This window comes from Methylomarinovum tepidoasis (genome assembly GCF_030294985.1).
GTDB lineage: Bacteria > Pseudomonadota > Gammaproteobacteria > Methylococcales > Methylothermaceae > Methylohalobius > Methylohalobius tepidoasis.
This window is the reverse complement of the sequence record NZ_AP024718.1, coordinates 2,020,483-2,046,331: the sequence shown is the minus strand read 5'-3', so window position 1 is coordinate 2,046,331 and position 25,849 is coordinate 2,020,483. Positions and strand designations below refer to the sequence as shown.

Genomic DNA, 25,849 nt, shown 5'->3' with positions numbered 1-25,849 from the left:
TTCTGACAGGGGAAGACGCATCATGTTCAGCAAAGGTATGGAAATCGCCGGTTACGACGACGAGCTGTGGAGCGCGATCCGCGGCGAGATGCAGCGCCAGGAAGATCACGTGGAGCTGATCGCCTCGGAAAATTACGCCAGCCCCCGGGTGCTCCAGGCCCAGGGCACGGTGCTCACCAACAAGTATGCCGAGGGCTATCCGGGACGGCGCTATTACGGTGGCTGCGAGTACGTGGACGTGGCCGAGCGGCTGGCCATCGAGCGTGCCAAGGAATTGTTCGGAGCCGATTATGCCAACGTCCAGCCCCACTCCGGCTCCCAGGCCAACCAGGCCGTCTTCTTGGCCCTGCTTCGCCCCGGCGACACCATTCTGGGGATGAGCCTGGCCCACGGCGGCCATCTGACCCACGGCGCCAAGGTCAATTTCTCCGGCAAGCTGTTCCAGGCGGTGCAGTACGGTATCCGTCCCGACACCGGCGAGATCGACTACGACCAGGTGGCCCGGTTGGCCCGTGAGCACAAGCCGAAGCTGATCGTCGCCGGTTTCTCCGCCTATTCGCGCATCGTCGACTGGCAGAAGTTCCGTGCCATCGCTGACGAGGTCGGCGCCTTCCTGATGGTGGACATGGCCCACGTGGCGGGGTTGGTGGCCGCCGGCCTCTATCCCAACCCGGTGCCGGTGGCGGATGTGGTCACCACCACCACCCACAAGACCCTGCGCGGCCCCCGCGGCGGCCTGATCCTCGCCAAGGGCAATCCGGAGCTGGAAAAGAAACTCAATTCCACCGTCTTTCCCGGTATCCAGGGCGGGCCGCTGATGCACGTGATCGCCGCCAAGGCGGTGGCCTTCAAGGAAGCGCTGGAGCCGGAATTCAGGACCTATCAGCAGCAGGTGGTGGACAACGCCCGCGCCATGGCCCAGGTGTTCATGGAGCGCGGTTACGACATCGTCTCCGGCGGCACCGACAACCACCTGTTCCTGGTCAACCTGGTAGCCAGGGGAGTCACCGGCAAGCAGGCCGAGGCCGCCCTGGGAGAGGCTTACATTACCGTCAACAAGAACGCGGTGCCCAACGACCCCCAGTCTCCCTTCGTCACCAGCGGCATCCGCGTCGGCACCCCGGCGGCCACCACCCGTGGATTCGGCCTGCAGGAGTGCCGCGATCTGGCTGGCTGGATGTGCGACGTGCTCGACAACGTGGACGATGCCGACACCATCGCCCGGGTGCGCGACCAGGTGGTGCAACTGTGTCGGCGGTTTCCGGTCTATGGCAGGTGAGGTGGCGCCGAATTTGGTGATGGTTGATCAACGGTAATGCACTGTCCTTTTTGCGAAGCCCCCGACACCCGTGTGGTGGACACTCGCCTCACCCCCGACGGCAAAGTGCGCCGCCGGCGTGAGTGCGTCCGCTGCAAGGAGCGTTTCACCACTTACGAAACCGCGGAGCTGAACTTGCCCCGGGTGGTCAAGCGCGACGGTCGCCGTGAGCCTTTCGACGAGGCCAAGCTGCGTGCCGGGCTGCTGCGGGCGCTGGAGAAACGGCCGGTGGAGAGCGTGCGCGTCGACGCGGCGGTGCAGCAGATCATCACCGCGCTGATGCGCTCCGGTGAGCGGGAGGTGCCGTCGCGGGCCATCGGCGAGAGGGTGATGGAGGCGCTCAAGGGGCTCGATCGGGTCGCCTACGTGCGCTTCGCCTCCGTCTATCGCAGCTTCGAGGACGTGGCCGAATTTCGTCGGGTCATCGAGGGGCTGGAGAAGGAATGAGCGCCGCCGATAACCTGTGGATGGCCCGTGCCCTGCGCCTGGCCGAAAAAGGGCGCTACACCACCGATCCCAATCCTCGGGTCGGTTGCGTGCTGGTCAAGGACGGCCGGGTGGTGGGGGAGGGTTGGCACCGTCGCGCCGGCGGGCCTCACGCCGAGATCGAGGCCCTGAAGATGGCCGGGGGGGCGGCCCACGGCGCCGACTGCTACGTGACCCTGGAGCCGTGCTGTCACCACGGTCGCACCCCGCCCTGTACCGAGGCGTTGATCGGGGCCGGGGTCAGGCGGGTGGTGGCGGCGATGACCGATCCCAATCCCCGGGTGGCGGGAGGCGGTCTCAAACGCCTGCAGGCAGCCGGGATCGAGACCGTATGCGGCATCCTGGAAACGGAGGCTGAACGTCTCAACCGGGGTTTCGTCAGCCGCCAGCGGCGGGGGCGGCCGTGGGTGACCGCCAAGCTGGCCGCCAGCCTCGACGGCCGCACCGCTTTGGCCTCAGGGGAAAGCAAGTGGATCACCTCGCCCCAGGCCCGCGCCGATGTCCACCGTCTGCGGGCGGGAAGTTCGGCGGTTCTCACCGGCATCGGTACGGTGCTGGCGGACGATCCCCGCCTCGACGCCCGTCTGGAGGATGGCGACATCGTCCAGCCGCTGCGGGTGGTGGTCGATTCCCGCCTGCGGATGCCGCCGACCGCCCGCATGCTCGGCCTGCCCGGCCGAACCCTGATCGCCAGCTGTCATCCCGATCCGGCCCGGCGCGCGGCGCTGGAGACGGCGGGCGCCGAGATCTGGGCGGCTCCGGCCAGAGAAGGGCGGGTGGATCTGGCGGCCCTGCTGGAGGAGCTGGCCCGGCGGGAGGTCAATGAAGTGCTGGTGGAGGCCGGTGCCACCCTCAATGGCGCACTGGCGATAGCCAGCCTGGTGGACGAATGGGTGCTCTATCTGGCGCCCTGTCTGCTGGGAGACGAAGGCCGCGGCCTGTTCCAGCTGCCGGGCATCCAGGTCATGGCGGACCGCATTGAGCTGAGGTTCGATGAAGTGCGCCGGGTCGGCCCGGACCTGCGGCTCAAAATTCAACCCCGATAATTTATACCGTTATCTTCCTATGTTCACCGGAATCATTCAAGCCATCGGCACCATCGAAACCGTCACCCCCCGGGGTGGGGATGTGCGTCTCACCGTCGCCACCGGCAAGCTACCGCTGGACGAGGTGAAACTGGGCGACAGCATCGCCGTCAGCGGTGTGTGCCTGACCGCCGTGGAACTAGGAGAATGCGCCTTCGCCGCCGACGTCTCCCGCGAAACCTTGTCGAAGACCACCCTGGGGCATGCCCGGGTCGGCAGTCCGGTCAACCTGGAGCTGGCGATGACGCCCACGACCCGCTTCGGTGGCCACATCGTCTCCGGCCACGTGGATGGCATCGGCGAAGTGATCGCCAAGTGGGACGACGGCCGCTCGGTGCGCTTCCGTATGCGAGCGCCGCGGGAACTGGCGCGCTATATCGCCGCCAAAGGCTCCATCTGCGTCGACGGCATCAGCCTGACAGTCAACCACGTCGATGGCGTCGACTTCGAGGTCAACATCGTGCCCCACACCCTTAAGGAGACGACCCTGGGAACCACCACCGTGGGTGACAAGGTCAATCTGGAGGTGGATCTGATCGCCCGCTACCTGGAGCGCCTGTTGTTGGGTGATTCGCCTTCGAACCTGCTTGATTTGTTACATCGGAGCGGTTTTCATGCAGATTGAAATTCCAAAGGAAATGTATGAGATCCTCAAATTCTTGGCCAAACGCCATCATCGGGATCTGGAACAGGAAACCCTTAGGCTTTTGGAAAAAGGCGTTCTTTCCTGTGAAGGCTTGGATGTATTGACGCAGGCGCAAGCATGGCGACGACGCCTCCAGGGACGAGAGCTGGGAGATTCCATTCGTGAGATTCGTGAGGATCGGGATCGTTGATTGGTGTTTTGGATACTTCAGCGGTATTGCGGCTGTTCATTCCCGATGGACCGCCGGCCTCCGGACTGGATTCGTTCTTGCGGCAGGTGGCGTTGGGCCAGGATGTGGCGCTGTCTCCGGAACTCATGCTGGTTGAGGCAGGCAACGTTCTGCACAAAAAATAAAATATCAGAAAGATCTTCTCACCCAGGAGGAAACGGTCGAATTGATGCGTCTCATTCAAAGCTTGCCAATACGTCTGGTTGGTCATCGTGAATTGATCGGAGGGGCAATGCGGTTGGCCAGGAAGCGACGGCTTTCTGTCTATGACGCCCTGTTTCTGGAACTGGCCTACCAGACTGGGGGGCATCTGTTTACTTGTGATCAAAAGTTACAGAAGGCTGCGGCGGCAATCGGAAAGTCATGAACACCATCGAAGAAATCATCGGCGATCTGCGCCAAGGTAGGATGGTCGTCATCCTCGACGACGAGGCCCGCGAGAACGAGGGCGATCTGGTGCTGGCCGCCAGCTTCACCCGTCCCGAGGACATCAACTTCATGGCCCGTTACGCCCGCGGCCTGATCTGTTTGACCCTGACGCGGGAACGCTGTCAGCAGCTGCGTCTGCCACTGATGGTGGACGAGAACCGCACCCCGCACCGGACCAACTTCACCGTTTCCATCGACGCCGCCGAGGGGATCACCACCGGCATCTCCGCCGCTGACCGGGCCCGTACCATCCAGGTGGCGGTGGCGCCCGACGCCAAACCCGAGGATCTGGTCCAGCCCGGCCACATCTTCCCGCTCATGGCCCATCCCGGCGGGGTGCTGAGCCGGGCCGGGCACACCGAGGCCGGCTGTGACCTGGCGCGGCTGGCAGGGCTGGAACCGGCGGCGGTGATCGTCGAGATCCTCAACGAGGACGGCACCATGGCGCGGCGGCCGGAGCTAGAAAGATTCGCCCGCGAACATGGCCTGAAAATGGGCACCATCGCCGACCTGATCCGTTACCGGCTGGAGCACGAGAAGACTGTCGAGCGCGTGAGCGAGTGCCGTTTTCCCACCGAATATGGGGAGTTCCGCTTGATCGCGTTTCAGGACAGCATCGATAATAAACTCCATCTGGCACTGGTGATGGGCGAGGTGGCCGGCGACGAGCCGGTGCTGGTGCGCGTCCACGCCCGCAATCTGCTGGCCGATCTGCTCGCTTCCAAACGCGAACCGGGACTGCCGTTGCGGCGGGCGATGCGGCGCATCGCCGAGGAAGGCTGCGGCGTGGTGGTCGTCATCCGCAACGAGGAGGACACCCGCTCCCTGGTGGAAAAGATCCACCGCTATCAGCTGGAGGACAACGGGGTCGAGATGCCCCAGGAAGAATCACCGGAGGATTGGCGCACCACCGGCACGGGTGCCCAGATCCTCGCCGATCTGGGGCTGAGGAAACTGCGCGTCCTGGGCGCGCCGAAGAAATTCAAGGGCCTGCCGGGCTTCGGCCTGGAAGTGGTCGATTACGTGGAGATCTGAAAACCGATGAACGACATCCAGATTTGCGAAGGTCAACTGAATGCTGCAGGGATGCGTTTCACCCTGGTGGCGGCCCGCTTCAACGGCTTCATCGTCGATGCCCTGCAACAGGGTGCGATCGACGCCCTGGTGCGGCACGGCGCCGATCCCGGCGACATCCGGGTGGTGAAGGTGCCCGGCGCTTTCGAAATGCCCCTGGCGATCAAGGCGGTGGCCGAACGTGGCGACTGCGACGCCATTATCGCCCTGGGGGCGGTGATCCGCGGCGCGACGCCGCATTTCGATTACGTCGCCGGCGAGTGCGTCAAGGGCATGGCCCAGACCATGATGCAGTATACAATTCCGGTCGCCTTCGGAGTGCTGACCTGCGATACCATCGAGCAGGCCATCGAGCGGGCCGGCACCAAGGCCGGAAACAAGGGGGCCGAGGCAGCGGTCACTGCCATCGAGATGGTCGATTTGCTGCGGCGCCTCAAAGCCTCATGAGCGAACAGAGCAAGGGTACGCGCACGGGCGCACGCCGCTGTGCCTTGCAGGCGCTGTACCAGTGGCAGCTGACCGGCCAGCCGCTGGAAATCATAGAACGCCAGTTCGTTCAGGACCGGCTGGCCGACGGGGCGCGGCTGGATTATTTCTCCCAGCTGCTGCACGGTGTGGTCGAGCATCTGGAGGCTATCGACGCTGCCCTGACCGAATTCGCCGACCGGCCGGTGGACCAGATCGACCCTATCGAACGTGCCATCCTGCGCCTGGCCGCCTACGAACTGTTGTACCGTTGGGAGGTGCCCTACCGGGCGGTGCTCAACGAGGCCATCAATCTCGCCAAGGTCTTCGGCGCCACCCACAAAAGCTACAAATACGTCAACGGGGTACTCGACCGCCTTGCCCATAAGGTCCGGGCGCGGGAAATTCAAGCCGCCCGTTGAGCGTGGACGAGTTCGACCTGATCCGGCGCTTCTTCCGGCGCTCCGCCGTCCGTTCCCAGACCCGTCTCGGTGTCGGTGACGACGCCGCCCTGCTGAACCCACCGCCCGGCCAGGTGCTGGCAGCGACGGTGGATACGATGGTGGCCGGGGTGCATTTCTTTCCCGACGCCGACCCGGCCGCCCTGGGACACAAGCTGCTAGCGGTCAACCTGAGCGATCTGGCGGCCATGGGGGCCGAGCCGGCGTGGGCACTACTGGCGCTGACTCTGCCTGACGCCGCCCCGGAATGGCTGGGTGCTTTCGCCGAGGGGCTGTTCGCTTTGGCCGAGCGTCACCGGGTCGATCTGGTCGGTGGTGACACCACCCGCGGCCCTCTGACCCTGTCACTCCAGGCCCTGGGCTGGGTGCCGGAGGAACAGGCCCTGCGGCGCTGCGGGGCGCGTCCCGGAGACGGGATCTACGTCAGCGGCACGCTTGGAGACGCGGCCTTGGGGCTGAAGATGCTCCGGGGGGAACTGGACTGGCGCGACGAGGCGGTGATCGAGCGCTTGCTGCGCCCCCGGCCCCGGGTGGTGCTGGGATTGTCCCTACGGGGGCTGGCCCACGCCTGTATCGATGTCTCCGACGGGTTGGTGGCCGATCTGGGGCACATCCTCAGCGCCTCCGGTGTCGGCGCGATACTCGAGTGGGAGTCCCTTCCCTTGAGTGCGGCGGTGCGCCGCTACGTGGCCGACACCGGCGACTGGCGGCTTCCTCTGAGCGGCGGTGACGATTACGAATTGTGTTTCACGTTGCCGGAAGCCGCGGTCCGGGTGCTGCAGCAGCGCTTGCCAGCGGGGGCGGTTGCATGGCATCGTATAGGCACAATACAAAAAGAACAGGGGCTTAGGATTAACAAAGGGGGGAGGGCGATATCCCTGCCGCCGGCAGGCTATCGCCATTTTCATCATGACGAGTGAATTGCGTTTGCACTGGTCCCGTCTGGACCAGATACTGGCTTTTGGTTTCGGGGCCGGACTGGCGCCGGTGGCGCCGGGAACCTTCGGTACCCTGGTGGCGGTGCCGCTGTACTGGCTGCTGAAGTCGTTGCATCCGGGGCTCTATCTGGCAGCCATCGTGCTGGGGATCGTGGTCGGCGTCTATATTTGCAGCCGCATCAACCGGGAGCTGGCGCGGGAGGATCATCCGGCCATCGTCTGGGACGAGGTGGTCGGCTACTGGGTGGCGATGATCGGCACACCCCTGAGCCTGCCGGTGGTGATCGCCGGCTTCGTGCTGTTCCGTCTGTTCGACGTCTGGAAACCATGGCCGATTCGCTCCCTGGAGCAAAAGGTCGGTGGTGGGCTGGGGATCATGCTCGACGATCTGGTCGCCGGTATCCTGGCGGCGGTCGTGTTGCACCTGGGATTGAACTTTTTCCCCGTATGAGCGACTAATCCAGCGAAACGGCCAGAGGCTGAAATGGAAAAAAGAGGGTCTTGAATTGAGACTGCCATCCAGGTAGAATACCCAAATCAATCGCGGGGTGGAGCAGTCCGGTAGCTCGTCGGGCTCATAACCCGAAGGTCGCAGGTTCAAATCCTGCCCCCGCAACCATTTCAAGGCCCCGTTTCGGGGCTTTTTATTTTCCCAGCGGAAGGGTGAAGACAAGGATGGGCCTCAGGCCCATTTTTTGTGGCTGTTTTTTCGTAAAGCGAATGCGTCAGGTATCGAAGGCATTGATCGAATTGTTGCAACCGGTGGTGACCGGTCTCGGCTACGAGCTGGTCGGTATCGAATGGGCCGCCGACACCCGCGGCCAGCGGATCCTGCGCGTTTACATCGATGTCGAAGGCGGCGTCACCGTGGACGACTGCGAGCAGGTGAGCCAGCAGATCAGCGCCCTGCTCGATGTCGAGGATCCGATTCCCGGCCATTACGTGCTCGAGGTTTCCTCGCCGGGGATCGACCGTCCCCTGTTCACCCTGGATCATTACCGCCGTTTCCGTGGTGAGGAGGCGCGGGTGCTGCTGGCGCAGCCACAGGATGGCCAGCGCCGTTTCCGCGGGGTGATCGAAGGGGTCGAAGACGACCGCATCCGTCTCAAGACCCGCCAAGGTACCGTTTTCCTGCCCTTCGACGAAATCGAGAAGGCCCGCCTGGTCCCCGATTATCAAGCGATCATGAAAGGACAGAAACGATGACGAACAAAGAAATTCTCCGTGTGGTCGATGTGGTTTCCCACGAGAAGGACATCGACAAAGAAGTGATCTTCCAGGCGCTGGAGACGGCGCTGGCGACGGCCACCGTGAAAAAGCACGACGGCCGCATCGACGTGCGCGTGGAAATCGACCGGGACACCGGGGAATACAAGACCTTCCGGCGCTGGAAGGTGGTCGAGGCCGACGAGCTGACCGATCCCGACAAGGAGATGATCCTGGAGGAGGCGCGCAAGCTCGATCCCAACGCGGAAATCGGCGGCTACGTGGAACAGCCCATCGACTCCATCGCCTTCGGCCGCATCGCCGCCCAGACTGCCAAGCAGGTGATCATCCAGAAGGTGCGTGAGGCCGAGCGCCGCAAGGTCGCCGAAGCCTACAAGGACAGGGTCGGCCAGCTAGTGACCGGGGTGGTAAAGCGCATCGAGCGTGGCAACGTCTGGATCGACCTGGGTGAGAACGCCGAGGCCCTGATTCCCAGGGAGGAAACCATTCCCCACGAATCCTTCCGCGTCGGCGACCGGGTGCGCGGCTATCTCAAGGAAGTGCGCGAGGACGGCCGCGGGCCGATGCTGATCGTCAGCCGCACGGATCCCCATCTTCTGATCGAGCTGTTCAAGCTTGAGGTGCCGGAGATCAGCGAAGGGCTGATCGAGATCAAGGGCGCCGCCCGCGAGCCGGGGGTGCGGGCCAAGATCGCGGTCAAGAGCAACGATCCGCGCCTCGATCCCATCGGCGCCTGCATCGGCATGCGCGGTTCCAGAGTCCAGGCGGTCTCCAACGAGCTGAGCGGCGAGCGCATCGACATCGTCCTGTGGGACGAGAACGACGCCCAGTTCGTCATCAACGCCATGGCGCCGGCCGACATCGTCTCCATCGTCGTCGACGAGGACAACCATTCCATGGACATCGCCGTCGCCGACGAGAATCTGTCCCAGGCCATCGGCCGTGGAGGCCAGAACGTGCGCCTGGCGAGCCAGCTGACCGGCTGGGAGCTGAACGTGATGTCGGTGTCGGAAATGGAGGAAAAACACCGCAGCGAGGCCGAGAAGGTCAAGGAAATGTTCATGCGCGAGCTGGACATCGACGAGGACCTGGCCGACACCCTGGTGCAGGAAGGTTTTTCCACCCTGGAGGAGCTGGCCTACGTGCCGGCCAAGGAATTGCTGGAGATCGAGGCCTTCGACGAGGAATTGGTGGAGGAGCTGCGGAGGCGCGCCCGCGATGCCCTGCTGCTCAAGGCCATCGCCAGTGAGGAGCAGGTCGAAAGCGAGCCGCCCGCCGAGGATCTTCTGAACATGGAAGGCATGGACCGGGATCTGGCCTACAAGTTGGCCGCCGCCGGCGTCCGTACCATGGAGGATCTGGCGGAAATGTCGGTGGACGAGCTGAAGCAGATCGCCCCCGACCTGGATGACGAAAAGGCCTCGCAGTTGATCATGAAGGCGCGTGAACCGTGGTTCGTGGAAAGCCAGGCAGGGGAATGAGAGGGAAAGAACGATGAGTGAAGTAACCGTAAGACAACTGGCCGAAACCGTCGGTATCCCGCTGGATCGGCTGCTTAGCCAGCTGAGCGAGGCCGGTCTGCCCAAATCGGGCGCCGAAGATACCCTCAGCGACGAAGAAAAGATCCGCCTGCTCAGTTATCTGCGCCAGCGTCATGGTAAGGGCGACGATGAAACCGATCCCCTCGGTCCCCGTCGCGTCACCCTCAAACGCAAGGAAGTCAAGGCGCTGCGCCAGGGACGTGTCGGTGGCGCCACCAAAACCGTCAACGTCGAGGTGCGTAAGCGCCGCACCTACGTCAAGCGCACCGAGGCGACCGGCCTGACTCCGGAGCAGCTCGAGGCCGAGCGTGCCCGTCAGGCCCTGGAGGAAGTCAAGCGTCAGCGGGAGCTGGAAGAGGCTCGCCGCCGCGAGGAAGCCGAAGCCAAGCGCCGCGCCGAGGAGGAAGCCAAGCGCCAGGCAGAAGAAGAAGCCCGCCGCCGCGCCGAGGAGGAAGCCAAACAGGCCGAGGAAGCCGCTGCGCGGAAGGAAGAGGCCGTCACCGAGGCGCCGCCTGCACCTGAAGAGGTTCCTGTACCCCAGCCGGTGGTGGAAGAGGCGCCAAAACCCTCGCCCAAAAAGGCCAAGAAGAAGAAAGAGGAAGAAAAACGCCAGCGTCCGGTACGCAAGAAGCTGGAGGCATCCGACCAGCTGCTCGCCGCCAAGGCCAGAAAACGCAAGAAGGCGAAGGAGACGGTGCGCCAGCCGGTGGCGCCGCAGGTGCGCGAGGTGGTGATTCCCGAAACCATCACCGTGGCCGAGCTGGCCAAGCGCATGGCGGTCAAGGCCGCCGACGTGGTCAAGACCCTGTTCCAGATGGGGCAGATGGTCACCATCAACCAGGTGCTGGATCAGGAAACCGCCGCCCTGGTGGTGGAGGAAATGGGCCACAAGGCCGTGCTGCAGTCGGCCGAGGACCTGGAGCAGCAGCTCATCGAACAGGCGACCCAACCCTTGAGCGACGAGAAGCCGCGGCCGCCTGTGGTGACGGTGATGGGCCACGTGGACCACGGCAAGACCTCATTGCTGGATTACATCCGCCGCACTCGGGTGGCGGCCCGTGAGGCCGGTGGCATCACTCAGCACATCGGCGCCTACCAGGTCAAGACTGACCACGGCAGGATCACCTTCATCGACACTCCGGGTCACGCGGCCTTCACCGCCATGCGCGCCCGCGGGGCTCAGGCGACCGACATCGTGGTCCTGGTGGTGGCCGCCGACGACGGCGTCATGCCCCAGACCAAGGAAGCCATCGACCACGCCCGCGCCGCCGGCGTGCCGATGGTGGTGGCGATCAACAAGATCGACAAGCCCGAGGCCGATCCCGAACGGGTCAAGACCGAACTGGCGGCGCTGGAAGTGGTGCCGGAGGAATGGGGCGGCGACATCCAGTTCGTGCCGGTGTCGGCCAAGACCGGTCAGGGGATCGACGAGCTGCTGGAGGCGATCCTGCTCCAGGCCGAACTACTGGAACTGAAGGCTCCCACCAAGGGCAGCGCCCACGGAGTGGTGCTCGAGGCGCGTCTCGACAAGGGCCGGGGCCCGGTGGCGGACGTGCTGATCCAGGCAGGCACCTTGAAGCGCGGTGACGCGGTGGTGTGCGGCGAGCAGTACGGCCGCGTGCGCGCCATGCTCGACGAAAACGGCAAGCAGATCAAGCAGGCCGGTCCCTCCACGCCGGTGGAGATCCTCGGCCTGTCCGGCGTGCCCAACGCCGGCGACGAGCTGATCGCAGTCAAGGACGAAAAGGTCGCCAAGCAGATCGCCGAACTGCGCGCCGAAAAGGCCAAGGCCAAGCGCATGGCAGCCCAGCAGGCGGCGAAGCTGGATCAGGTGTTCGCCAAGATGGAGGAGGGCGAGGTCGTCGATCTCAACCTCATCGTCAAGGCTGACGTCCACGGCAGCCTGGAAGCGCTGCGCGAGGCCCTGATCAAACTGTCCACCGACAAGGTGCGGGTCAACGTGGTCGCAGGCGGCGTCGGTGGGATCACCGAGAGCGACGTCAACCTGGCGTTGACTTCCAACGCCGTCATCATCGGGTTCAACGTCCGTGCCGACGCCGGCGCCCGCCGCCTGGCGGAAGAGAAGGGCGTGGAGATCCGCTATTACAGCGTGATCTATGACGTCATCGACGACGTCAAGAAATCGATCAAGGGCATGCTGGCGCCGGAGATGAAGGAACGCATCGCCGGCGTGGCGGAGGTGCGCCAGGTGTTCCGTCATCCCAAGTTCGGCCAGATCGCCGGTTGCATGGTCAAGGAGGGGGTGGTGCGCCGCAACCTGCCGATCCGGGTGCTGCGCGACAACGTGGTGATCTTCGAGGGTCAACTGGAGTCGCTGCGCCGTTTCAAGGAAGACGTGACCGAGGTCAAGGCCGGCATGGAGTGCGGCATCGGGGTCAAGAACTACAACGACGTGCGCGAAGGCGACCTGATCGAAGTCTACGAGCGTGTCGAAGTGGAAGCGGAGGATTGATCCCGTGGCCCGTGACTACGATCGCTCCCAGCGGGTCGCCTCCCAGCTCCAGCGCGAGCTGGCGGATCTGATCCGCCACGAGATCAAGGATCCGCGTCTGGGCTGGGTGACGGTGGACGACGTGGAGGTCAGCCGCGACCTGTCGGTGGCCAAGGTCTACGTTTCCACCCTGGAAATGGACCAGATCGACACCACCCTGGAGATCCTCCAGGGTGCCGCGCCGTTCCTGCGCCACGAGCTGGGAAAGCGCCTCCACATCCGCCAAATCCCGGAGCTGCGCTTCTTCAAGGACACCGCCATCGAGCGCGGCATGCGGATCACCCAACTGTTGGACGAACTGAAAAAGGAAGAACCCAAGGATGAGTAAACCAAGACGCCGCAAAGGCGATGCCATCGACGGCATCTTGCTGCTGGACAAGTCGCCGGGGCTGACCTCCAATCAGGCCCTGCAGCAGGCCAAGCGTCTGCTGGCGGCCCGCAAGGCGGGGCACACCGGCAGTCTCGATCCGTTGGCCACCGGCCTGTTGCCGGTGTGTTTCGGCGAGGCCACCAAGATCTCCGCCTTTCTGCTCGACAGCGACAAGCGCTACTGGGTTCTGGTGCGCCTGGGAACCGCCACCGCCACCGGCGATGCCGAGGGTGAGATCCTTACCCGCAAGCCGGTGCCAAAACCGAGCCGGGAGCGGATCGAGGCGGCGCTGGCGCGCTTCCGCGGCGAAATCATGCAGATTCCGCCCATGTACTCGGCCCTCAAACAGGGCGGCCAGCGTCTGTACGATCTGGCGCGCCAGGGCATCGAGGTGGAACGGCCGCCGCGCCGGGTCGTCATTCATGAACTGCAGCTGCTCGATTTCGGCCCCGATTTCCTGGAATTGGAGGTGTTCTGTTCCAAGGGCACCTTCATTCGCACCCTGGCCGAGGACATCGCCGGGGCGCTGGACACGCTGGGACACGTGGAGCAACTGCGCCGCACCGCGGTGGGCGATTTCGCCATCGACGATGCGGTGACTCTGGAGGCGCTGGCGGAGATGCCGCTGGCCGAACGCCGCGCCCTGCTGCTGCCCATCGATCGCGCGGTGGCTTCCTGGCCCGAAGTCCGGTTGGGCGATGAGATGGCCTTCTATCTTCTCAGGGGACAGCCGGTGCTGATCCCCAAACTGCAGGCGGAGGGATTCGTGCGCCTGTATAATCGCGAGGGAGCGTTCATCGGCGTGGGTGAAGTACTCGATGATGGTCGGGTTGCCCCGCGTCGCCTGTTCAATCTGTCCAAACCGAAACCATCAGCATAGGAGTGAAATCATGCCGTTGACCGCTGAAGAAAAGCGCAAGATCATGCAGGAATACCAACGCAGCGAAGGGGATACCGGCTCCCCGGAAGTGCAGGTGGCGCTGCTGACCGCCCGCATCAACCAGCTGACTCCCCACTTCCAGCAGCACAAGAAAGACGTCCACTCGCGCCGTGGTCTGCTGCGTCTGGTCAATCAGCGCCGCAAACTGTTGAACTATCTCAAGCGCAAGGATATCGAGCGTTACCGCTCGCTCATCGAGCGCCTGGGACTACGTAAGTAAGGCTTATGAAACCGATTCGTAAAGAATTCCAGTACGGTGACCGCACCGTCGTCATGGAAACCGGCGAGATCGCCCGTCAGGCCGACGGCGCGGTCCTGGTCAACATGGACGGCACCGTCGTCCTGGTGACCGCGGTGGGCAGCCGAGAGGCGGCCCCCGGCACCGATTTCTTCCCCCTGACCGTCAACTATCAGGAAAAAGCCTATGCCGCCGGCCGCATCCCCGGCGGCTTTTTCAAGCGCGAGGGCCGCCCTTCCGAGAAGGAAACCCTGACCTCGCGTCTCATCGACCGTCCGATCCGGCCCCTGTTTCCCGACGGTTTCCACAACGAGGTCCAGGTTATCGCCACGGTACTGTCCTCCAATCCCGAGGTGGACGGCGACATTCCGGCCCTGATCGGCGCTTCGGCGGCTCTGGCCATTTCCGGCCTGCCGTTCCACGGTCCCATCGGCGCCGCCCGGATCGGCTACAAGGACGGTCAGTACCTGCTCAATCCCACCTTGACCCAGCTGGACGACTCCCAGCTCGATCTGGTGGTGGCCGGGACCGAGAACGCCGTGCTGATGGTGGAGTCGGAAGCCAGAGAGCTGCCGGAAGACGTCATGCTCGGCGCGGTCCTCTACGGCCACGAACAGATGCAGGCGGTGATCGGCGCTATCAAGGAGCTGGTGGAAATGGTCCAGCCCGAGCCTTGGGAATGGCATGCCCCACAGCCCAACCCCGAGCTCGAGGCCCTGGTGGAATCCCATGCCAGGGACGCCCTGCTGGTGGCCTACCAGATCCGTCCCAAGAAGGAACGTTCTCTCAAGCTCAAGGAGATCCGCAAGGCGGTGGTCGAGACTCTGACGGAAGACGGGCGTTTCGAGCCGGCGGCGGTCAAGGAAGCCCTGGAGAAGCTGGAGAAGAAGCTGGTGCGCAGCCGGATCCTGCAGGATCGGGTCCGTATCGACGGCCGCGGCTTGGAGGACATCCGCCCGATCCACATCCGCACCAGCGTGCTGCCGCGTACCCACGGCTCGGCGCTGTTCACCCGCGGTGAGACCCAGGCCCTGGTGATCGCCACCCTGGGCACCGGCCGTGACGCCCAGCTGATCGACGCCATCGAAGGGGAATACTTCGAGTCCTTCATGCTCCACTACAACTTCCCACCCTTCTGCGTCGGGGAGGTGGGCTTCGTGGGCTCGCCCAAGCGCCGTGAGATAGGCCACGGCAAGCTGGCCAAGCGCGCCATCCAGGCGGTGATGCCCAAGGAGGAGGAATTCCCCTACGTGATCCGGGTGGTGTCGGAGATCACCGAGTCCAACGGTTCCAGCTCCATGGCCAGCGTCTGCGGCACCAGCCTGGCGTTGATGGATGCCGGGGTGCCGATCAAAGCGCCGGTAGCCGGCATCGCCATGGGCCTGATCAAGGAAGACGGCCGCTATGCCGTGCTGTCCGACATCATGGGCGACGAGGATCATCTCGGCGACATGGACTTCAAGGTTGCCGGCACCGCCGATGGGGTCACCGCCCTGCAGATGGACATCAAGATCGAGGGCATCACGCCTGAGATCATGGGCAAGGCCCTGGAGCAGGCCAAGCGCGGCCGCTTCCACATCCTCGACAAAATGAACGACGTGCTGGCCAAGCCGCGGGCGGAGATGTCCGACTACGCCCCCAGGATCACCTCGTTCCGCATCGATCCGAGCAAGATCCGCGACGTCATCGGCAAGGGCGGGGCTACCATCCGGAGCATCACCGACGAGACCGGCGTCAGCATCGACATCAGTGACGACGGGGTGGTCAAGATCGCCTCGGTGGACAAGCAGGCCGGTCAGGAGGCCCGCCGCCGCATCGAGGAGATCGTCGCCGACGTCGAGGTGGGCAAGGTGTACGAGGGCAAGGTGGTTCGCATCATGGATTTCGGCGCTTTCGTCAACATCCTGCCGGGACGCGACGGTCTGCTGCACATTTCCCAGATCACCGAGGGACGGCTGGAGAACGTCCGCGACGTGCTCAAGGAAGGCGACGTGGTCCGGGTCAAGGTGCTGGAAATCGACCGTCAGGGCCGGGTACGCCTGTCCATGAAGGGTGTGCCCCAGCCGAAAAAGCACTGATCGCCTGCGAAACGAAACCAGTGCACTGAAAGGGGCGGTGGATCTGCGGATCTGCCGCCTTTTTTGTGTCAGATGGACGGTACGGAGGAGGTCGGGGCGGCCGTCCCTGGTCGCCAGCAGCCCCCGCCTCGACTTCCTCCACGATGTCCGGGTGTCAAGCGGCGGCCGTGACCCGGTTGCGGCCCTGTTCCTTGCTGTGGTACAGGGCCTTGTCGGCGTGGTGGATCAACGTCTTGGGGTCTTCGTCCGGGGAGGCGGTGGCTAGGCCGATGCTGACGGTCAAAGGGGCGGGCAGGGGCAGTTCCGGCTGGTTGGCGGCGATGGCCCGGCAGAGACGCTCGGCCAGCTGTTTGCCGTCGTGGGAATCGGTGTCGGGGGCGATGACGAGGAATTCCTCGCCGCCGAAGCGGCAAGCCACGTCGCAGCTGCGCAGCGTCTCCCGCAGAATACGGGCGGCGTGGACCAGGACCCGGTCGCCGGCCTCGTGACCCAGGGTGTCGTTGATGCGTTTGAAGTGGTCGAGATCCAGGATCATTACGCTCACGGGGCGACCGCTGCGCCGGCTTTCGGCCAGCTCTTGGTTCAGGCGTTCGATAGCGTAGCGGCGGTTGGGAAGTCCCGTGAGGACGTCGGTATGGGCCAGCTGCTCCAGCTTGCGATTGAGCAGTTCCAACTCCTTGGCCCGCTGTTCCAAGGCGGCATGTTCCTTTGCCAAGGCCATCTGCAGGGAGACGATGCGCTGGGCGCTTTTGATGCGGGCCAACAGTACCCGCAGCGATACCGGCTTGGTGACGTAATCGTCGATACCGGCATCGAAGGCACGCACCAGATCGTCTTCGGTTTCGCTGGCGGTGAGCATGATGAGATAGATCGATTCCCCCAGGGGGGAATCGCGCAGGGTGCGGCACAAGGTCAGGCCGTCCATAGGCTGCATGTGCCAGTCGGTGATAAGCAGCTGCGGCGGAGATTCCAGGATCTTCTTCAGCGCTGCCTTGCCGTCTTTGACCGTTTCCACCTGGTGGCCGGCCTGTTTGAGCTGTTTGCCCAGGCGCAGCAGTAGCATGGCGTCGTCGTCCACCAGCAGAATCTTCAAACCCGGCAGTTCTTCTTTCGCGTGTGTGGCGGGATTGCGTTTGCCAGCCGGTTTCGACTTTTTGGGAAAGCGGGTGGGAATTTCGATCAACTTGCCCCAGGCATGCCATTCGGTTTCGTTCTGGGACAGGAATTCTTCTATCTCCAGTTCGGGCAGGGCGCGTTGAAGGGGTTTTTCCAGGGCGGCCTGGATTTCCGGCCTGGCTTCCGGCTCCGCCAGGCACCAGCGCTGCACCAGCCGGGACAGGGCGAAGACCCAGGCCAGCCGGGCGGGGCGATCGCCCGGCTGCGGCGGAGGCTTGTGGCTGTGCTGCAGGGCCTCGATGAAGACCGTCGGCAGACGCCAGTCATGGAGCAGCAGCCCCGTCAGGGTGCGGTGGTCGATGGTGAAGCGCTCCCGCTCCAGTTCGGTCAGGTTGCGCTCGCCGGCCTGACGCAGACAGTCGGCGTATTCCCCAGGCCAGGCGGTAGCCAGAGCCAGGCGGCCGATGTCAGCCAGAAGCCCCACGGTGAAGCATTCTTCCGGGGCGGCGAGGCGCCAGTGCTTTACCAGCAGGGCAGCAGCCACACCCTGGGCCAGGGAACCTGCCCAGAAACGGGGATAATCGAACCCCTCGCACTCGCCGGTGCGGTAGTGGCCCACCAGCGACAGCCCCAGCACCAGGTTGCGGACGCCGTTCATACCGATGCGGGCGACCGCTTCCTTGACTGCGACGATAGGGCGGACCGGGGCGACGAGCGGCGAGTTGGCAAACTTGAGCAGGCGGGCGCTGAGGGCCGGGTCGGCCTGCACCAGATTGGCCAGCTCGTCCAGGTCGGCGTCCTCCCGTTCCACCAACTGGAGGATGGACAACGCTACCCCAGGCGGAGAAGGCAGGCGGTCGGCCGCTTTCAGCTCCTCGAAATCGAATTCAATCGACATGCGCGGTTTCCGCTGCGAGTGCTTTCATGACCTGGCGCGTGGTTGCGGTCAGAGCAGCGACCGCCGTAGCCTCGAAATGCCCCTCACGGGCGGCCCGTTCCAGGGCGGCGGCCTGCTGTCGCAAGGTCTCGGCATGGAAATGGCCGGCCATGCCCTTGAGGGCGTGGGTCGCCTCGGCGATTTGCTGGCAGTCGCCGGCGGAAGCCGCCGCCGCCAGTGCATCCAGACGGACTGGGGCGTCGTCCAGGAACAGGGCGATCATGTCCTGCAGCAGTTCCTCGTCACCATCCAGCTGAGCCAGGCTGGCCTCGCGGTCCCACAGGGCGGGGGCCGGGGTTTCAGCCTCCGGTCGGGTATCGGTTTCAGGTTCGCTCTCATCGCCCAGATAACGTTCGAGCACGGCCTCGAGCTCAGGGCGGCGCAGCGGTTTGCTGAGATAGTCGTCCATCCCTGCCGCCAGGCACTTTTCCCGCTCGCCTTCGCCGGCGTGGGCGGTGAGGGCGACCACCGGTAGGCGGGAGCGGCCGTTTTCCCAGGTCCGGAGCCTGCGGGTGGCCTCGTAGCCGTCCATTTCCGGCATCTGACAGTCCATCAGCACCAGGTCGAAGGTTTCCCGTTCCAGGGTTTCCAGGGCTAAACGGCCATTTTCGACGATTTTGGCCTCCAGCGCTAGTTTCCCCAGCAGGCGGTCGATCAGCTTGGCGTTGACCGGGTTGTCCTCGGCCACCAGGACGCGCTTGCCCGCCCAGGGACGGTCCGGGACTGGTGGGGGCGCGGCCACCGCCGTCTCGGTCACCGGCATGGCCGCCAGAGTGTCGCACAACAGCCGGCGCAGGGCGTCCTGGCGCACCGGTTTGAGCAGGCAGTGGCGGATGCCGAGGCAGCGGCGCTCGTCTTCGTTCAGGGTCGTGCCCGAGGACAGCAGCACCCTGGGAATGGCCGCCAGGCGGGGATCGGCTTGCATGGCGGCGGCCAGCCCGGCGCCGTCCAGGTTGGGCATGTGCATGTCGAGGATGACGAGGTCGAAGCCCTCAGGATGCTGTTTCAGAATCGCCAGTCCCTGACGGCCGTCCTCGGCGGTGGCAGAGGTCATGCCGAAGTGCTCCAGGTAACTGGCGACGATTCTGCGGTTGGTGGCGTTGTCGTCCACGATCAGGGCGTGCTTTCCCGCCAGTTCTGCCGTAGTGAGCGGCGCTGGGGCGGTGTCGGTGGCCGGGGGCAGCGGCAGGGTGAACCAGAAGGTGCTACCGCGGTCGGGTTCGCTTTCTACGCCGATCTCTCCGCCCATCTTTTCCACCAGCTGCTTGCTGATGGTCAGCCCCAGGCCGGTGCCGCCGAAGCGGCGGGTGGTGGAGGCGTCGGCCTGGGTGAAGGGCTGGAACAGCCGCTCGCGAACCTCCGGCGTCATGCCGATGCCGGTGTCGCGGACCTCGAAGCGCAGCCGCCCGTCCTCCTGGGGTTTGAGGGTCACGGTTACCTCGCCCTGTTCGGTGAACTTGACCGCGTTGCCCACCAGATTGGTGAGCACCTGGCGGATACGGGTGGGATCGCCCAGGCACCGGGAAGTCAGCTTGGGGGGGACGAACAGATTGAGTTCCAGCCCTTTGGCGTGGGCGCGCGAGGCCAAAAGGGCGCAGGTTTCCTCCGCCAGTTCCACCAGGTTGAAGGGAATGCGTTCGATCTCCAGTTTGCCGGCTTCCAGCTTGGAGAAGTCGAGGATGTCGTTGAGGACCTCCAGCAATGCCTCGGCGGAAGAGGCGCAGGTGTTCACCAGTTCCCGCTGCTCGGCGTCCAGGGAGGTGTCGCGCAGCAGGTCGAGCATGCCCAGCACGCCGTTCATGGGGGTACGAATCTCGTGGCTCATGTTGGCCAGAAAAGCGCTTTTGGCCTCGGCCAGGGCCAGGGCCTTCTGCTTGGTGGCTTCCATGGCTTGGCGGGTTTCCTCCTGCAGCAGTGCCAGGGCCAGCATCTCCCCCACTTGGCGCAGTGTCGCCAGCCGCGCCGGGTTGCGATCAGGATGGGGATCGGTGTAGAGAAACAAGACGCCCAGGATCTCGTTCTCGTGCACCAGCGGAACGATGTAGTGGCCGTGGGGCGTCATGTCTTCGAAGCGGTGTTCGTGGCGCGGGTCGCAGAAGCAGTCGTCGGAGATCAGCAACTCGCCGGCCAGCGCCGCTCGTCCACACAGGCAGGCCCCTAGGGGTATACAGCGCTCGCGGCGGTGGAATTCCTCCGAGAACCGGCCGTGGAGCACAAACATCTCCAGACATTTGTCACCTTTGCGAAACAGCCCGCCCTTGCGCTGCAGGTCCAATTCCGGCAGGTCGAAAAGCGTCTCCAGCACCTGGTGGATCCGGTCTTCCACAGGTTCCGGTCCGGCGAGGATTTCGGCGATGCGCAGGCGCGCCTTGGTATCGGCCTGTTCCATCGCCAGCTGCCGTTCCCTCTCGATCTGGGTGCTGATGTCGCGCTGGATCTGGACGTAGCCGCAAAGGCGATCATCCTTGATGATGGGCGTGATACTGACCTCAGCCCAGTAATCACTACCGCTCTTGCGGTGTTGCAATAGGCGGCCGGACCAAGGCTGACCTACGGCCAGCTGGCGGTTCATTGCCGTAAGCAGGGTCGGATCGGCCCTGGGGGAATCCAGCTTTGCCGGGCTTTGGCCTTCCAGTTCCGCCGGGGAATAGCCGCTGAAGCGGCACAGGGCTGGGTTGGCGTAGGTGATGCGGCCTTCGGCGTCGGTGATCAGCACCATCTCGGTACTGGCGTCCAAAGCGGTTTTGAAGCGGGTTTCGTTCATGGTTCCCGATGTTGGATGACGTCACCCTCAAAGCGTAGTCCAAATTCACTCCCCCCGCAGGCTGGTGACCGGATCGACCCGGGTCGCCTGCCAGGCCGGGATCGTGCCGGCGGCTACCCCGACGCTTCCGGCCAGCCCCAGGGCGGCCAGGGCATAGCGCCAGTCGATCCGCGCCGGAATTTCCGCCACCTGCCAGGCGATCAGCCCGGCGCCCGCCAAGCCGGCCAGCAGTCCCAGGAGGGCGCCGGCCAGCGCCAAGGCCAGGGCTTCCCCCAGGAACAGCAGCAGCACCTGCCGCTGCCTCGCCCCCAGGGCCCGCAGCAGGCCGATCTCGGCCCGGCGCTCCGCCACCGCCACTGTCTGCAGGGTGAGAATGCCGATGCCGCCCACGAGCAGGGAAACCCCGCCCAGGGCAGCCACCGCCAAGGTCAGGACCTCCAGCACCGAGCCGAGAGTCTCGAGCATCTGGTCCTGGGTGATGAGGGTGAAGTCCTCGCGGCCGTGGCGTTGAATCAGCAGGCGCCGCACCCGTTCCACCACCCGGTGGACGTCGGCGTCGCTGCGGTAGAGGAGGTCGATCTCCATCAGTCCCTCGCGGTCGAACAGGGCCAGGGCCCGGCGCACCGGCACATAGACGGCGTCGTCGAGATCGAAGCCCAGCATCTTGCCCTTGGGCTGCATGACCGCGGTGATGCGGTAGCTTTCGCCGCCGATGCGCAGCCGCCTGCCCAGCGCCGGGCGGCCGCCGAACAACGCCCGCCGCACCGTGGCCCCCAGGGCCGCCAGGGGACGGTTGCCGGGCGGGAAGAAACGCCCGGCGGCCACCGGCAGGCGCCACACCCTGGGCAGGTCGGGACCGACGCCGAACAGGGTGGTGCGCCGGCTCCGGCCTGCGGCCTCTACCTCCACGTTGCCCATCACCATCGGCACCACCCCCTCGATCAGGGGCAGGCGGCGCAGCGCCTCGGCATCTTCCACCGTCAGGGGGCGGACGGTGCCGATCAGCGCCCCGGACAGGCCGAAGGTCTGGCTCTTGCCGGGGGTGACGGCGATCAGGTGGGTGCCGAACTGGGTGAACTGCGCCAGGACGAAGCGCTGCACCCCGCCGCCGATGGCGGTCAGCAGTATCACCGCGGCGATGCCGATGGCGATGCCGCTGAGGGTGAGCAGACTGCGGCTTCCATAGGCCCGCAGGGTGCCGAGAATCAGGCGGAGGTAGTCGGCCGGGCGCATGTCAGCGGGGCTGGAGGGCGGCGACCGGGTCCAGCCGCGCCGCCCTGCGCGCCGGCAGCAGGCCGAACACGCTTCCGGTGACCAGCGCGACGCCGGCCGCGACCGGCAGCGACCAGGGGGCGGGACGGAAACCGATGCCGGGCCAGAGGTGGTTCAGGAGTGCGAGGCCCAGAAAGGCCAGGAGCAGCCCCAGGAGGGCGCCGAGCAGGGCCAGCCCCAGGGCCTCGGTGAGGAACAGGCGCGTCACTTCGGCGGTGGAGGCCCCCAGGGCCCGTAGCAGGCCGATCTCCGGGGTGCGCTGGCTGACCGCCACCAGCATCACGTTCATGATCAGGATACCGGCCACCGCCAGGGAAATGGCGGCGATGCCGGCCACCGCCAGGGTCAGGCTGCGGAGGATGCGGTCGAAGGCGGCCAGCAGGGCGTCCTGGGTGAGGACGGTGACGTCCCGTTCGCCCTCGTGGCGGGCGGCGAGGATGGCCTCTATGTCTCTTTTGGCGGTGGCGATGGCCTTGCGGCTGCGGGACTGGACCACGACCCGGAACAGCCCGGCGGTGTTGAACAGCTTCTGGGCCGAGGCCACCGGGACGATGGCGATCTCGTCCAGTTCCTGGCCGAAGGCGTGGCCGGTGCTTTCCAGCAGGCCGATGACCCGGAAGCGGCGGTCGCCGATGCGGATCCAGCGTCCCAGGGCCGGGGTGCTGCCGAACAGCGCCCGTTTCAGGGTCCGCCCCAGCACGGCCACCGGTCGGCCGCGGTGGGGGTCTTCGGCGGGAAGAAAGCGGCCGGCGGCCAGTTTCAGGTTGCGGACCACGGCGAATTCGGCCGTGGTGCCGATGATGTTGGCATCGCGCAGGCGTCCCCCGTGGGCCACCGGCGCCTGGCCGACGACCACGGGGGCGACGCGCGCCACCGCCCGGCTGCGCTGCAGCGCCAGGGCATCGTCCAGCGTCAGGTCGCGGGGCACCTCTCCCAGCAGGGGCGGCGGCCCGCCGCGGGTCTCGTTGCGGCCGGGAAGGACGATCAGCAGGTGGGTGCCGAGACCGGCGAACTGATCCACCACGTAACGGCGGGCGCTGTCCCCTAGGCCAGTGAGGACGACGACCGCGGCGGTGGCCACCGCCATCGCCAGCAGGGTGAGCCCGGTGCGTACCGGGTAAGCGGCAAGGGCCCCCAGGGCGAAGCGGAAGCGGTCGGCGGCCCTCATCCCCGGGTCTCCCGGACGATCGCTCCGTCGCGCATTTCCAGCCGCCGCGGAGCCAGCCGCCCCAGTTCTAGGTCGTGGGTGACCAGGATCAGCGTCAGGCCCCGGCGGTTGAGCGCCTCCAGGACTTCCATGACCTCCAGCCCGGTTTTGCGGTCGAGATTGCCGGTAGGCTCGTCGGCCAGAATGAGGTCCGGTTCCATGGCCACGGCCCGGGCGATGGCCACCCGTTGGCGCTGGCCTCCGGAAAGCTCTGAGGGCAGGTGTAGGGCCCGGTCTTCCAGGGCGAAGGTTTGGAGCAGCCGTTGCACCCGCCGCCGCCTTGCGGCCGGGGCGATGCCGGCCAGCATCAGCGGCAGCTCGATGTTCTCCCGCGCCGTCAGGCGGGGAATCAGATGAAATACCTGGAACACGAAGCCGATCCGCTGCTGGCGCAGTCTGGCGCGGGACTCCTCGTCCAGCCGGGTGGTTTCGATGCCGTCGAGGCGATAGCTGCCGCGGCTGGGCCGGTCGAGCAGGCCGAGAATGTGGAGCAGGGTGCTTTTGCCGGAACCGGAAGGCCCCATGACGCTGAGGTACTCCCCGGCCTCGACCTTGAGGTCGATCCCGCGCAGGGCGTACACCGGCTGACCGCCCACCTGATAGATGCGCCAGACGTCCTCGAGTTCGATCACTGCCGCTCCTCGGCGACGGCATAGGCGCCGGGCTCGACCCCCTCGCGGTCCAGGGACAGCACCACCTGGTCCCCGGCTTCCAGGCCGCTGCGGACCTCGCTCCAGTCCCAGTTGCTCAGGCCGATGGTCACCTCCCGTTGCACCAGCCTGCCGCTGTCCGGATCCAGCACCAGCACCTTCCCGCCCTCCATCACCGCCTCGGTGGGAATGCGGAGCACGCCGTCGCGGCGGGCCAGCACGATCTCCACATCGGCGCTGTAGCCGGGCCGCTGCAGGGCGGCGTCCTCCGGATGGAGGAAGTCCGCCTCCACCTCCACGGTGCGGGCCTGCTTCTCCACCGCCAGCACGTATGGAGCGATCCGCCGCAGCCGCCCGGGAAAACGGCGCTCGCCGAAGGCGTCGATGTGAATGCGGGTCTCCAGCCCCGGGCGCAGGCGGCCGGAATCGATCTCGTCGATGGGGGCGGCGATGTAGAAACAGCCGGTGGCGATCAGGTCGATGGCCGGAGGGGTGGCGACGCCGGGTGGGGAGGGAGTCAGGTATTCTCCCACCTCACCGTGAATCTCCGCCACCACCCCGGCGAAGGGGGCGCGCAGTTCGGTCTTTTCCAATTGCGCCCGGGCCGCCGCCACCTGAGCCTGTTTGACTTTGACGGTAGCGCGGGCGGCGCGGCACTGCTGGGTCTGGCTGCGGGCCTGGAAGATGGCCTGTTCCACCGTTTGTTCCGGCGCCAGGTTGCGCTTACCAAGCCGGCGTAGGCGGTCGGCGTCCCGCCGAGCCCGCTGGGCCTCGAGACAGGTGGCGGCCGCGGTGGCCTGGGTCGATTGCCATTGGGCTAAGGCCAACTGCAGATTGGCCTGGAGATCCCGGTTCCACAGCCGCAACAGCAGTTGTCCGGCTTTGACCCGGTCCCCTTTGCGGACATGAAGCTCGGCGATCTGGCCCCCAAGGTTGGGGGACAGTTGGCTGCGGCGGCAGGCCTTGACGCTACCGACCCGGGTGTTGGCGACGGTTTCCTCCACCAGCCCTGAAGCCACCCGATAGACCCGCACCGGGATCGGCTGGGGGCGGCGACCGTACCAGAGGGCCAGCAGGAAAAGCGCCAAGCCGAAAACCAGGATGGCGAAACGGCGGGATCTCGCTGTCATCGCTTCATGGTAATCTAAGCGCTGATCGATTGCGATGTTGCCGGGGAATCGTGTTCTGTTGCGCCCATGACCAGGCCGCCGCCGCGGTCTTCTCCCGCTTGGCGTTCTGGTACCGCCAGCGTTACCGCTGGCTGGGATTGGAGCGAACCCAGCGCCAGTTGGTTGTAGGCTTGGCTAAGTTCGGCTATCAGGATGCCCGTTTGCTCGAGATCGGCTGCGGTGTCGGCTGGCTGCACCAGTGGCTGTTGCGTCACGGTGCCGCTTCTGCGGTGGGGGTGGATCTGTCGCCGCGCATGCTGGCCGAGGCCGAGGCGCTGGCCAGGACCTACAGGCTCGAGCGGCGGGTCCGTTATCTGGGCGGGGATTTCCTGGATCTGGCCGACCGCATCGAAGCGGCCGACATCGTTCTGCTCGACAAGGTCATCTGTTGCTATCCCGACGCCACCGCCCTGCTGCGCCAGGCCATCGCCAAGGCGGAGCGGGCCGTGGCCCTGACCTATCCCCGCCGTCATCGGCTCAACCGGCTGCTTCACGGCGGCCTCAACCGCCTGCTGGCCTGGCTGGGGAGCGACTTTCGCACCTATCTGCACGATCCGGCCGTAGTGGAACGGCTTTTTCTCGAACGGGAGTGGGAAAAGCGTTTCGAGGCCAAAACGGTTTCGTGGTTGACCCAGGTTTTCGTCCAGGTCAAAGTCTCCGGGACGCGGCGGGGATAGAATGAACACAGTGAGATACG

25 protein-coding genes and 1 tRNA gene are annotated in these 25,849 nt (G+C 65.4%); 20 read left to right on the top strand and 6 right to left on the bottom strand.

From position 1 onward, the window contains the following. The first annotated feature begins 22 nt into the window (after positions 1–22). From glyA to pnp, 19 genes are all read left to right on the top strand, one after another. Positions 23–1,279: a serine hydroxymethyltransferase gene (glyA, locus tag MIN45_RS10320; RefSeq protein WP_286292006.1), complete on the top strand. Its 1,257-nt coding sequence runs from the start codon at positions 23–25 to the stop codon at positions 1,277–1,279. A gap of 36 nt (positions 1,280–1,315) precedes the next feature. Beyond that, positions 1,316–1,765 (top strand): transcriptional regulator NrdR, encoded by a 450-nt coding sequence (gene nrdR / locus MIN45_RS10315; RefSeq protein WP_286292005.1) that lies wholly within the window; start codon positions 1,316–1,318, stop codon positions 1,763–1,765. After that, entirely contained in the window at positions 1,762–2,850 is a 1,089-nt protein-coding gene (gene ribD / locus MIN45_RS10310) for a bifunctional diaminohydroxyphosphoribosylaminopyrimidine deaminase/5-amino-6-(5-phosphoribosylamino)uracil reductase RibD (RefSeq protein ID WP_286292004.1), read from the top strand. Before nrdR ends, ribD begins: the two co-directional genes overlap by 4 nt. Positions 2,851–2,869: 19 nt before the next feature. Further along, on the top strand, positions 2,870–3,514 hold the full coding sequence (locus MIN45_RS10305; RefSeq protein ID WP_286292003.1) for a riboflavin synthase: 645 nt from the start codon (positions 2,870–2,872) through the stop codon (positions 3,512–3,514). Continuing rightward, a complete protein-coding gene (locus tag MIN45_RS10300; RefSeq protein ID WP_286292001.1) occupies positions 3,504–3,725 on the top strand; it encodes a hypothetical protein in 222 nt (73 codons plus the stop codon). The genes MIN45_RS10305 and MIN45_RS10300 overlap by 11 nt, the downstream gene beginning before the upstream one ends. A gap of 208 nt (positions 3,726–3,933) precedes the next feature. Further along, on the top strand, positions 3,934–4,131 hold the full coding sequence (locus tag MIN45_RS12455; protein ID WP_422732660.1) for a type II toxin-antitoxin system VapC family toxin: 198 nt from the start codon (positions 3,934–3,936) through the stop codon (positions 4,129–4,131). Beyond that, positions 4,128–5,228 carry a bifunctional 3,4-dihydroxy-2-butanone-4-phosphate synthase/GTP cyclohydrolase II gene (ribBA, locus tag MIN45_RS10295; RefSeq protein WP_286292000.1) on the top strand — a complete coding sequence of 367 codons (1,101 nt, stop codon included), beginning with the start codon at positions 4,128–4,130 and terminating at the stop codon, positions 5,226–5,228. The genes MIN45_RS12455 and ribBA overlap by 4 nt, the downstream gene beginning before the upstream one ends. A gap of 6 nt (positions 5,229–5,234) precedes the next feature. Continuing rightward, positions 5,235–5,714 carry a 6,7-dimethyl-8-ribityllumazine synthase gene (gene ribH, locus MIN45_RS10290; protein ID WP_286291999.1) on the top strand — a complete coding sequence of 160 codons (480 nt, stop codon included), beginning with the start codon at positions 5,235–5,237 and terminating at the stop codon, positions 5,712–5,714. After that, positions 5,711–6,154 (top strand): transcription antitermination factor NusB, encoded by a 444-nt coding sequence (nusB, locus tag MIN45_RS10285; RefSeq protein WP_286291998.1) that lies wholly within the window; start codon positions 5,711–5,713, stop codon positions 6,152–6,154. The genes ribH and nusB overlap by 4 nt, the downstream gene beginning before the upstream one ends. 2 nt (positions 6,155–6,156) lie before the next feature. Then, entirely contained in the window at positions 6,157–7,113 is a 957-nt protein-coding gene (gene thiL, locus MIN45_RS10280) for a thiamine-phosphate kinase (RefSeq protein ID WP_337250372.1), read from the top strand. Beyond that, on the top strand, positions 7,103–7,582 hold the full coding sequence (locus tag MIN45_RS10275; protein WP_286291996.1) for a phosphatidylglycerophosphatase A family protein: 480 nt from the start codon (positions 7,103–7,105) through the stop codon (positions 7,580–7,582). Before thiL ends, MIN45_RS10275 begins: the two co-directional genes overlap by 11 nt. A 91-nt stretch (positions 7,583–7,673) precedes the next feature. Continuing rightward, positions 7,674–7,750: transfer RNA gene (locus MIN45_RS10270), tRNA-Met, on the top strand. Between the two features lie 101 nt (positions 7,751–7,851). Further along, entirely contained in the window at positions 7,852–8,337 is a 486-nt protein-coding gene (rimP, locus tag MIN45_RS10265; RefSeq protein WP_286291995.1) for a ribosome maturation factor RimP, read from the top strand. After that, the gene (gene nusA / locus MIN45_RS10260; RefSeq protein WP_286291993.1) at positions 8,334–9,839 is read left to right on the top strand and encodes a transcription termination factor NusA; all 1,506 of its coding nucleotides are present in this window, start codon (positions 8,334–8,336) and stop codon (positions 9,837–9,839) included. Before rimP ends, nusA begins: the two co-directional genes overlap by 4 nt. A 13-nt stretch (positions 9,840–9,852) precedes the next feature. Continuing rightward, a complete protein-coding gene (gene infB, locus MIN45_RS10255) occupies positions 9,853–12,372 on the top strand; it encodes a translation initiation factor IF-2 (RefSeq protein ID WP_286291991.1) in 2,520 nt (839 codons plus the stop codon). A gap of 4 nt (positions 12,373–12,376) precedes the next feature. Then, complete coding sequence (rbfA, locus tag MIN45_RS10250) at positions 12,377–12,739, top strand: 30S ribosome-binding factor RbfA (RefSeq protein ID WP_286291989.1); 363 nt, start codon at positions 12,377–12,379, stop codon at positions 12,737–12,739. Continuing rightward, a complete protein-coding gene (truB, locus tag MIN45_RS10245; protein ID WP_286291987.1) occupies positions 12,732–13,661 on the top strand; it encodes a tRNA pseudouridine(55) synthase TruB in 930 nt (309 codons plus the stop codon). Before rbfA ends, truB begins: the two co-directional genes overlap by 8 nt. A gap of 10 nt (positions 13,662–13,671) precedes the next feature. After that, complete coding sequence (rpsO, locus tag MIN45_RS10240) at positions 13,672–13,941, top strand: 30S ribosomal protein S15 (protein ID WP_286291985.1); 270 nt, start codon at positions 13,672–13,674, stop codon at positions 13,939–13,941. A 5-nt stretch (positions 13,942–13,946) separates the two neighbouring features. Then, positions 13,947–16,037, top strand: coding sequence for a polyribonucleotide nucleotidyltransferase (gene pnp / locus MIN45_RS10235; RefSeq protein WP_286291983.1), 2,091 nt, complete (start codon positions 13,947–13,949; stop codon positions 16,035–16,037). Between the two features lie 154 nt (positions 16,038–16,191). Here the strand turns inward: pnp and MIN45_RS10230 are convergent, their stop codons facing one another. From MIN45_RS10230 to MIN45_RS10205, 6 genes are read right to left on the bottom strand one after another with little or no spacing between them, the layout of a single operon-like run. Further along, positions 16,192–18,051 carry an HDOD domain-containing protein gene (locus MIN45_RS10230; protein WP_286291981.1) on the bottom strand — a complete coding sequence of 620 codons (1,860 nt, stop codon included), beginning with the start codon at positions 18,049–18,051 and terminating at the stop codon, positions 16,192–16,194. Further along, complete coding sequence (locus tag MIN45_RS10225) at positions 18,041–20,854, bottom strand: response regulator (protein WP_286291980.1); 2,814 nt, start codon at positions 20,852–20,854, stop codon at positions 18,041–18,043. The genes MIN45_RS10230 and MIN45_RS10225 overlap by 11 nt, the downstream gene beginning before the upstream one ends. A 45-nt stretch (positions 20,855–20,899) precedes the next feature. Continuing rightward, on the bottom strand, positions 20,900–22,087 hold the full coding sequence (locus MIN45_RS10220) for an ABC transporter permease (protein ID WP_286291978.1): 1,188 nt from the start codon (positions 22,085–22,087) through the stop codon (positions 20,900–20,902). A 1-nt stretch (position 22,088) separates the two neighbouring features. Continuing rightward, a complete protein-coding gene (locus MIN45_RS10215) occupies positions 22,089–23,294 on the bottom strand; it encodes an ABC transporter permease (protein WP_286291977.1) in 1,206 nt (401 codons plus the stop codon). Next, positions 23,291–23,965 (bottom strand): ABC transporter ATP-binding protein, encoded by a 675-nt coding sequence (locus MIN45_RS10210; RefSeq protein ID WP_286291976.1) that lies wholly within the window; start codon positions 23,963–23,965, stop codon positions 23,291–23,293. The genes MIN45_RS10215 and MIN45_RS10210 overlap by 4 nt, the downstream gene beginning before the upstream one ends. After that, complete coding sequence (locus MIN45_RS10205) at positions 23,962–25,113, bottom strand: efflux RND transporter periplasmic adaptor subunit (protein WP_286291975.1); 1,152 nt, start codon at positions 25,111–25,113, stop codon at positions 23,962–23,964. Before MIN45_RS10205 ends, MIN45_RS10210 begins: the two co-directional genes overlap by 4 nt. A 50-nt stretch (positions 25,114–25,163) precedes the next feature. Here MIN45_RS10205 and MIN45_RS10200 point away from each other — a divergent pair, with 50 nt between their 5' ends. Further along, on the top strand, positions 25,164–25,829 hold the full coding sequence (locus MIN45_RS10200; RefSeq protein WP_286291974.1) for a class I SAM-dependent methyltransferase: 666 nt from the start codon (positions 25,164–25,166) through the stop codon (positions 25,827–25,829). The last annotated feature ends 20 nt before the right edge of the window (positions 25,830–25,849 follow it).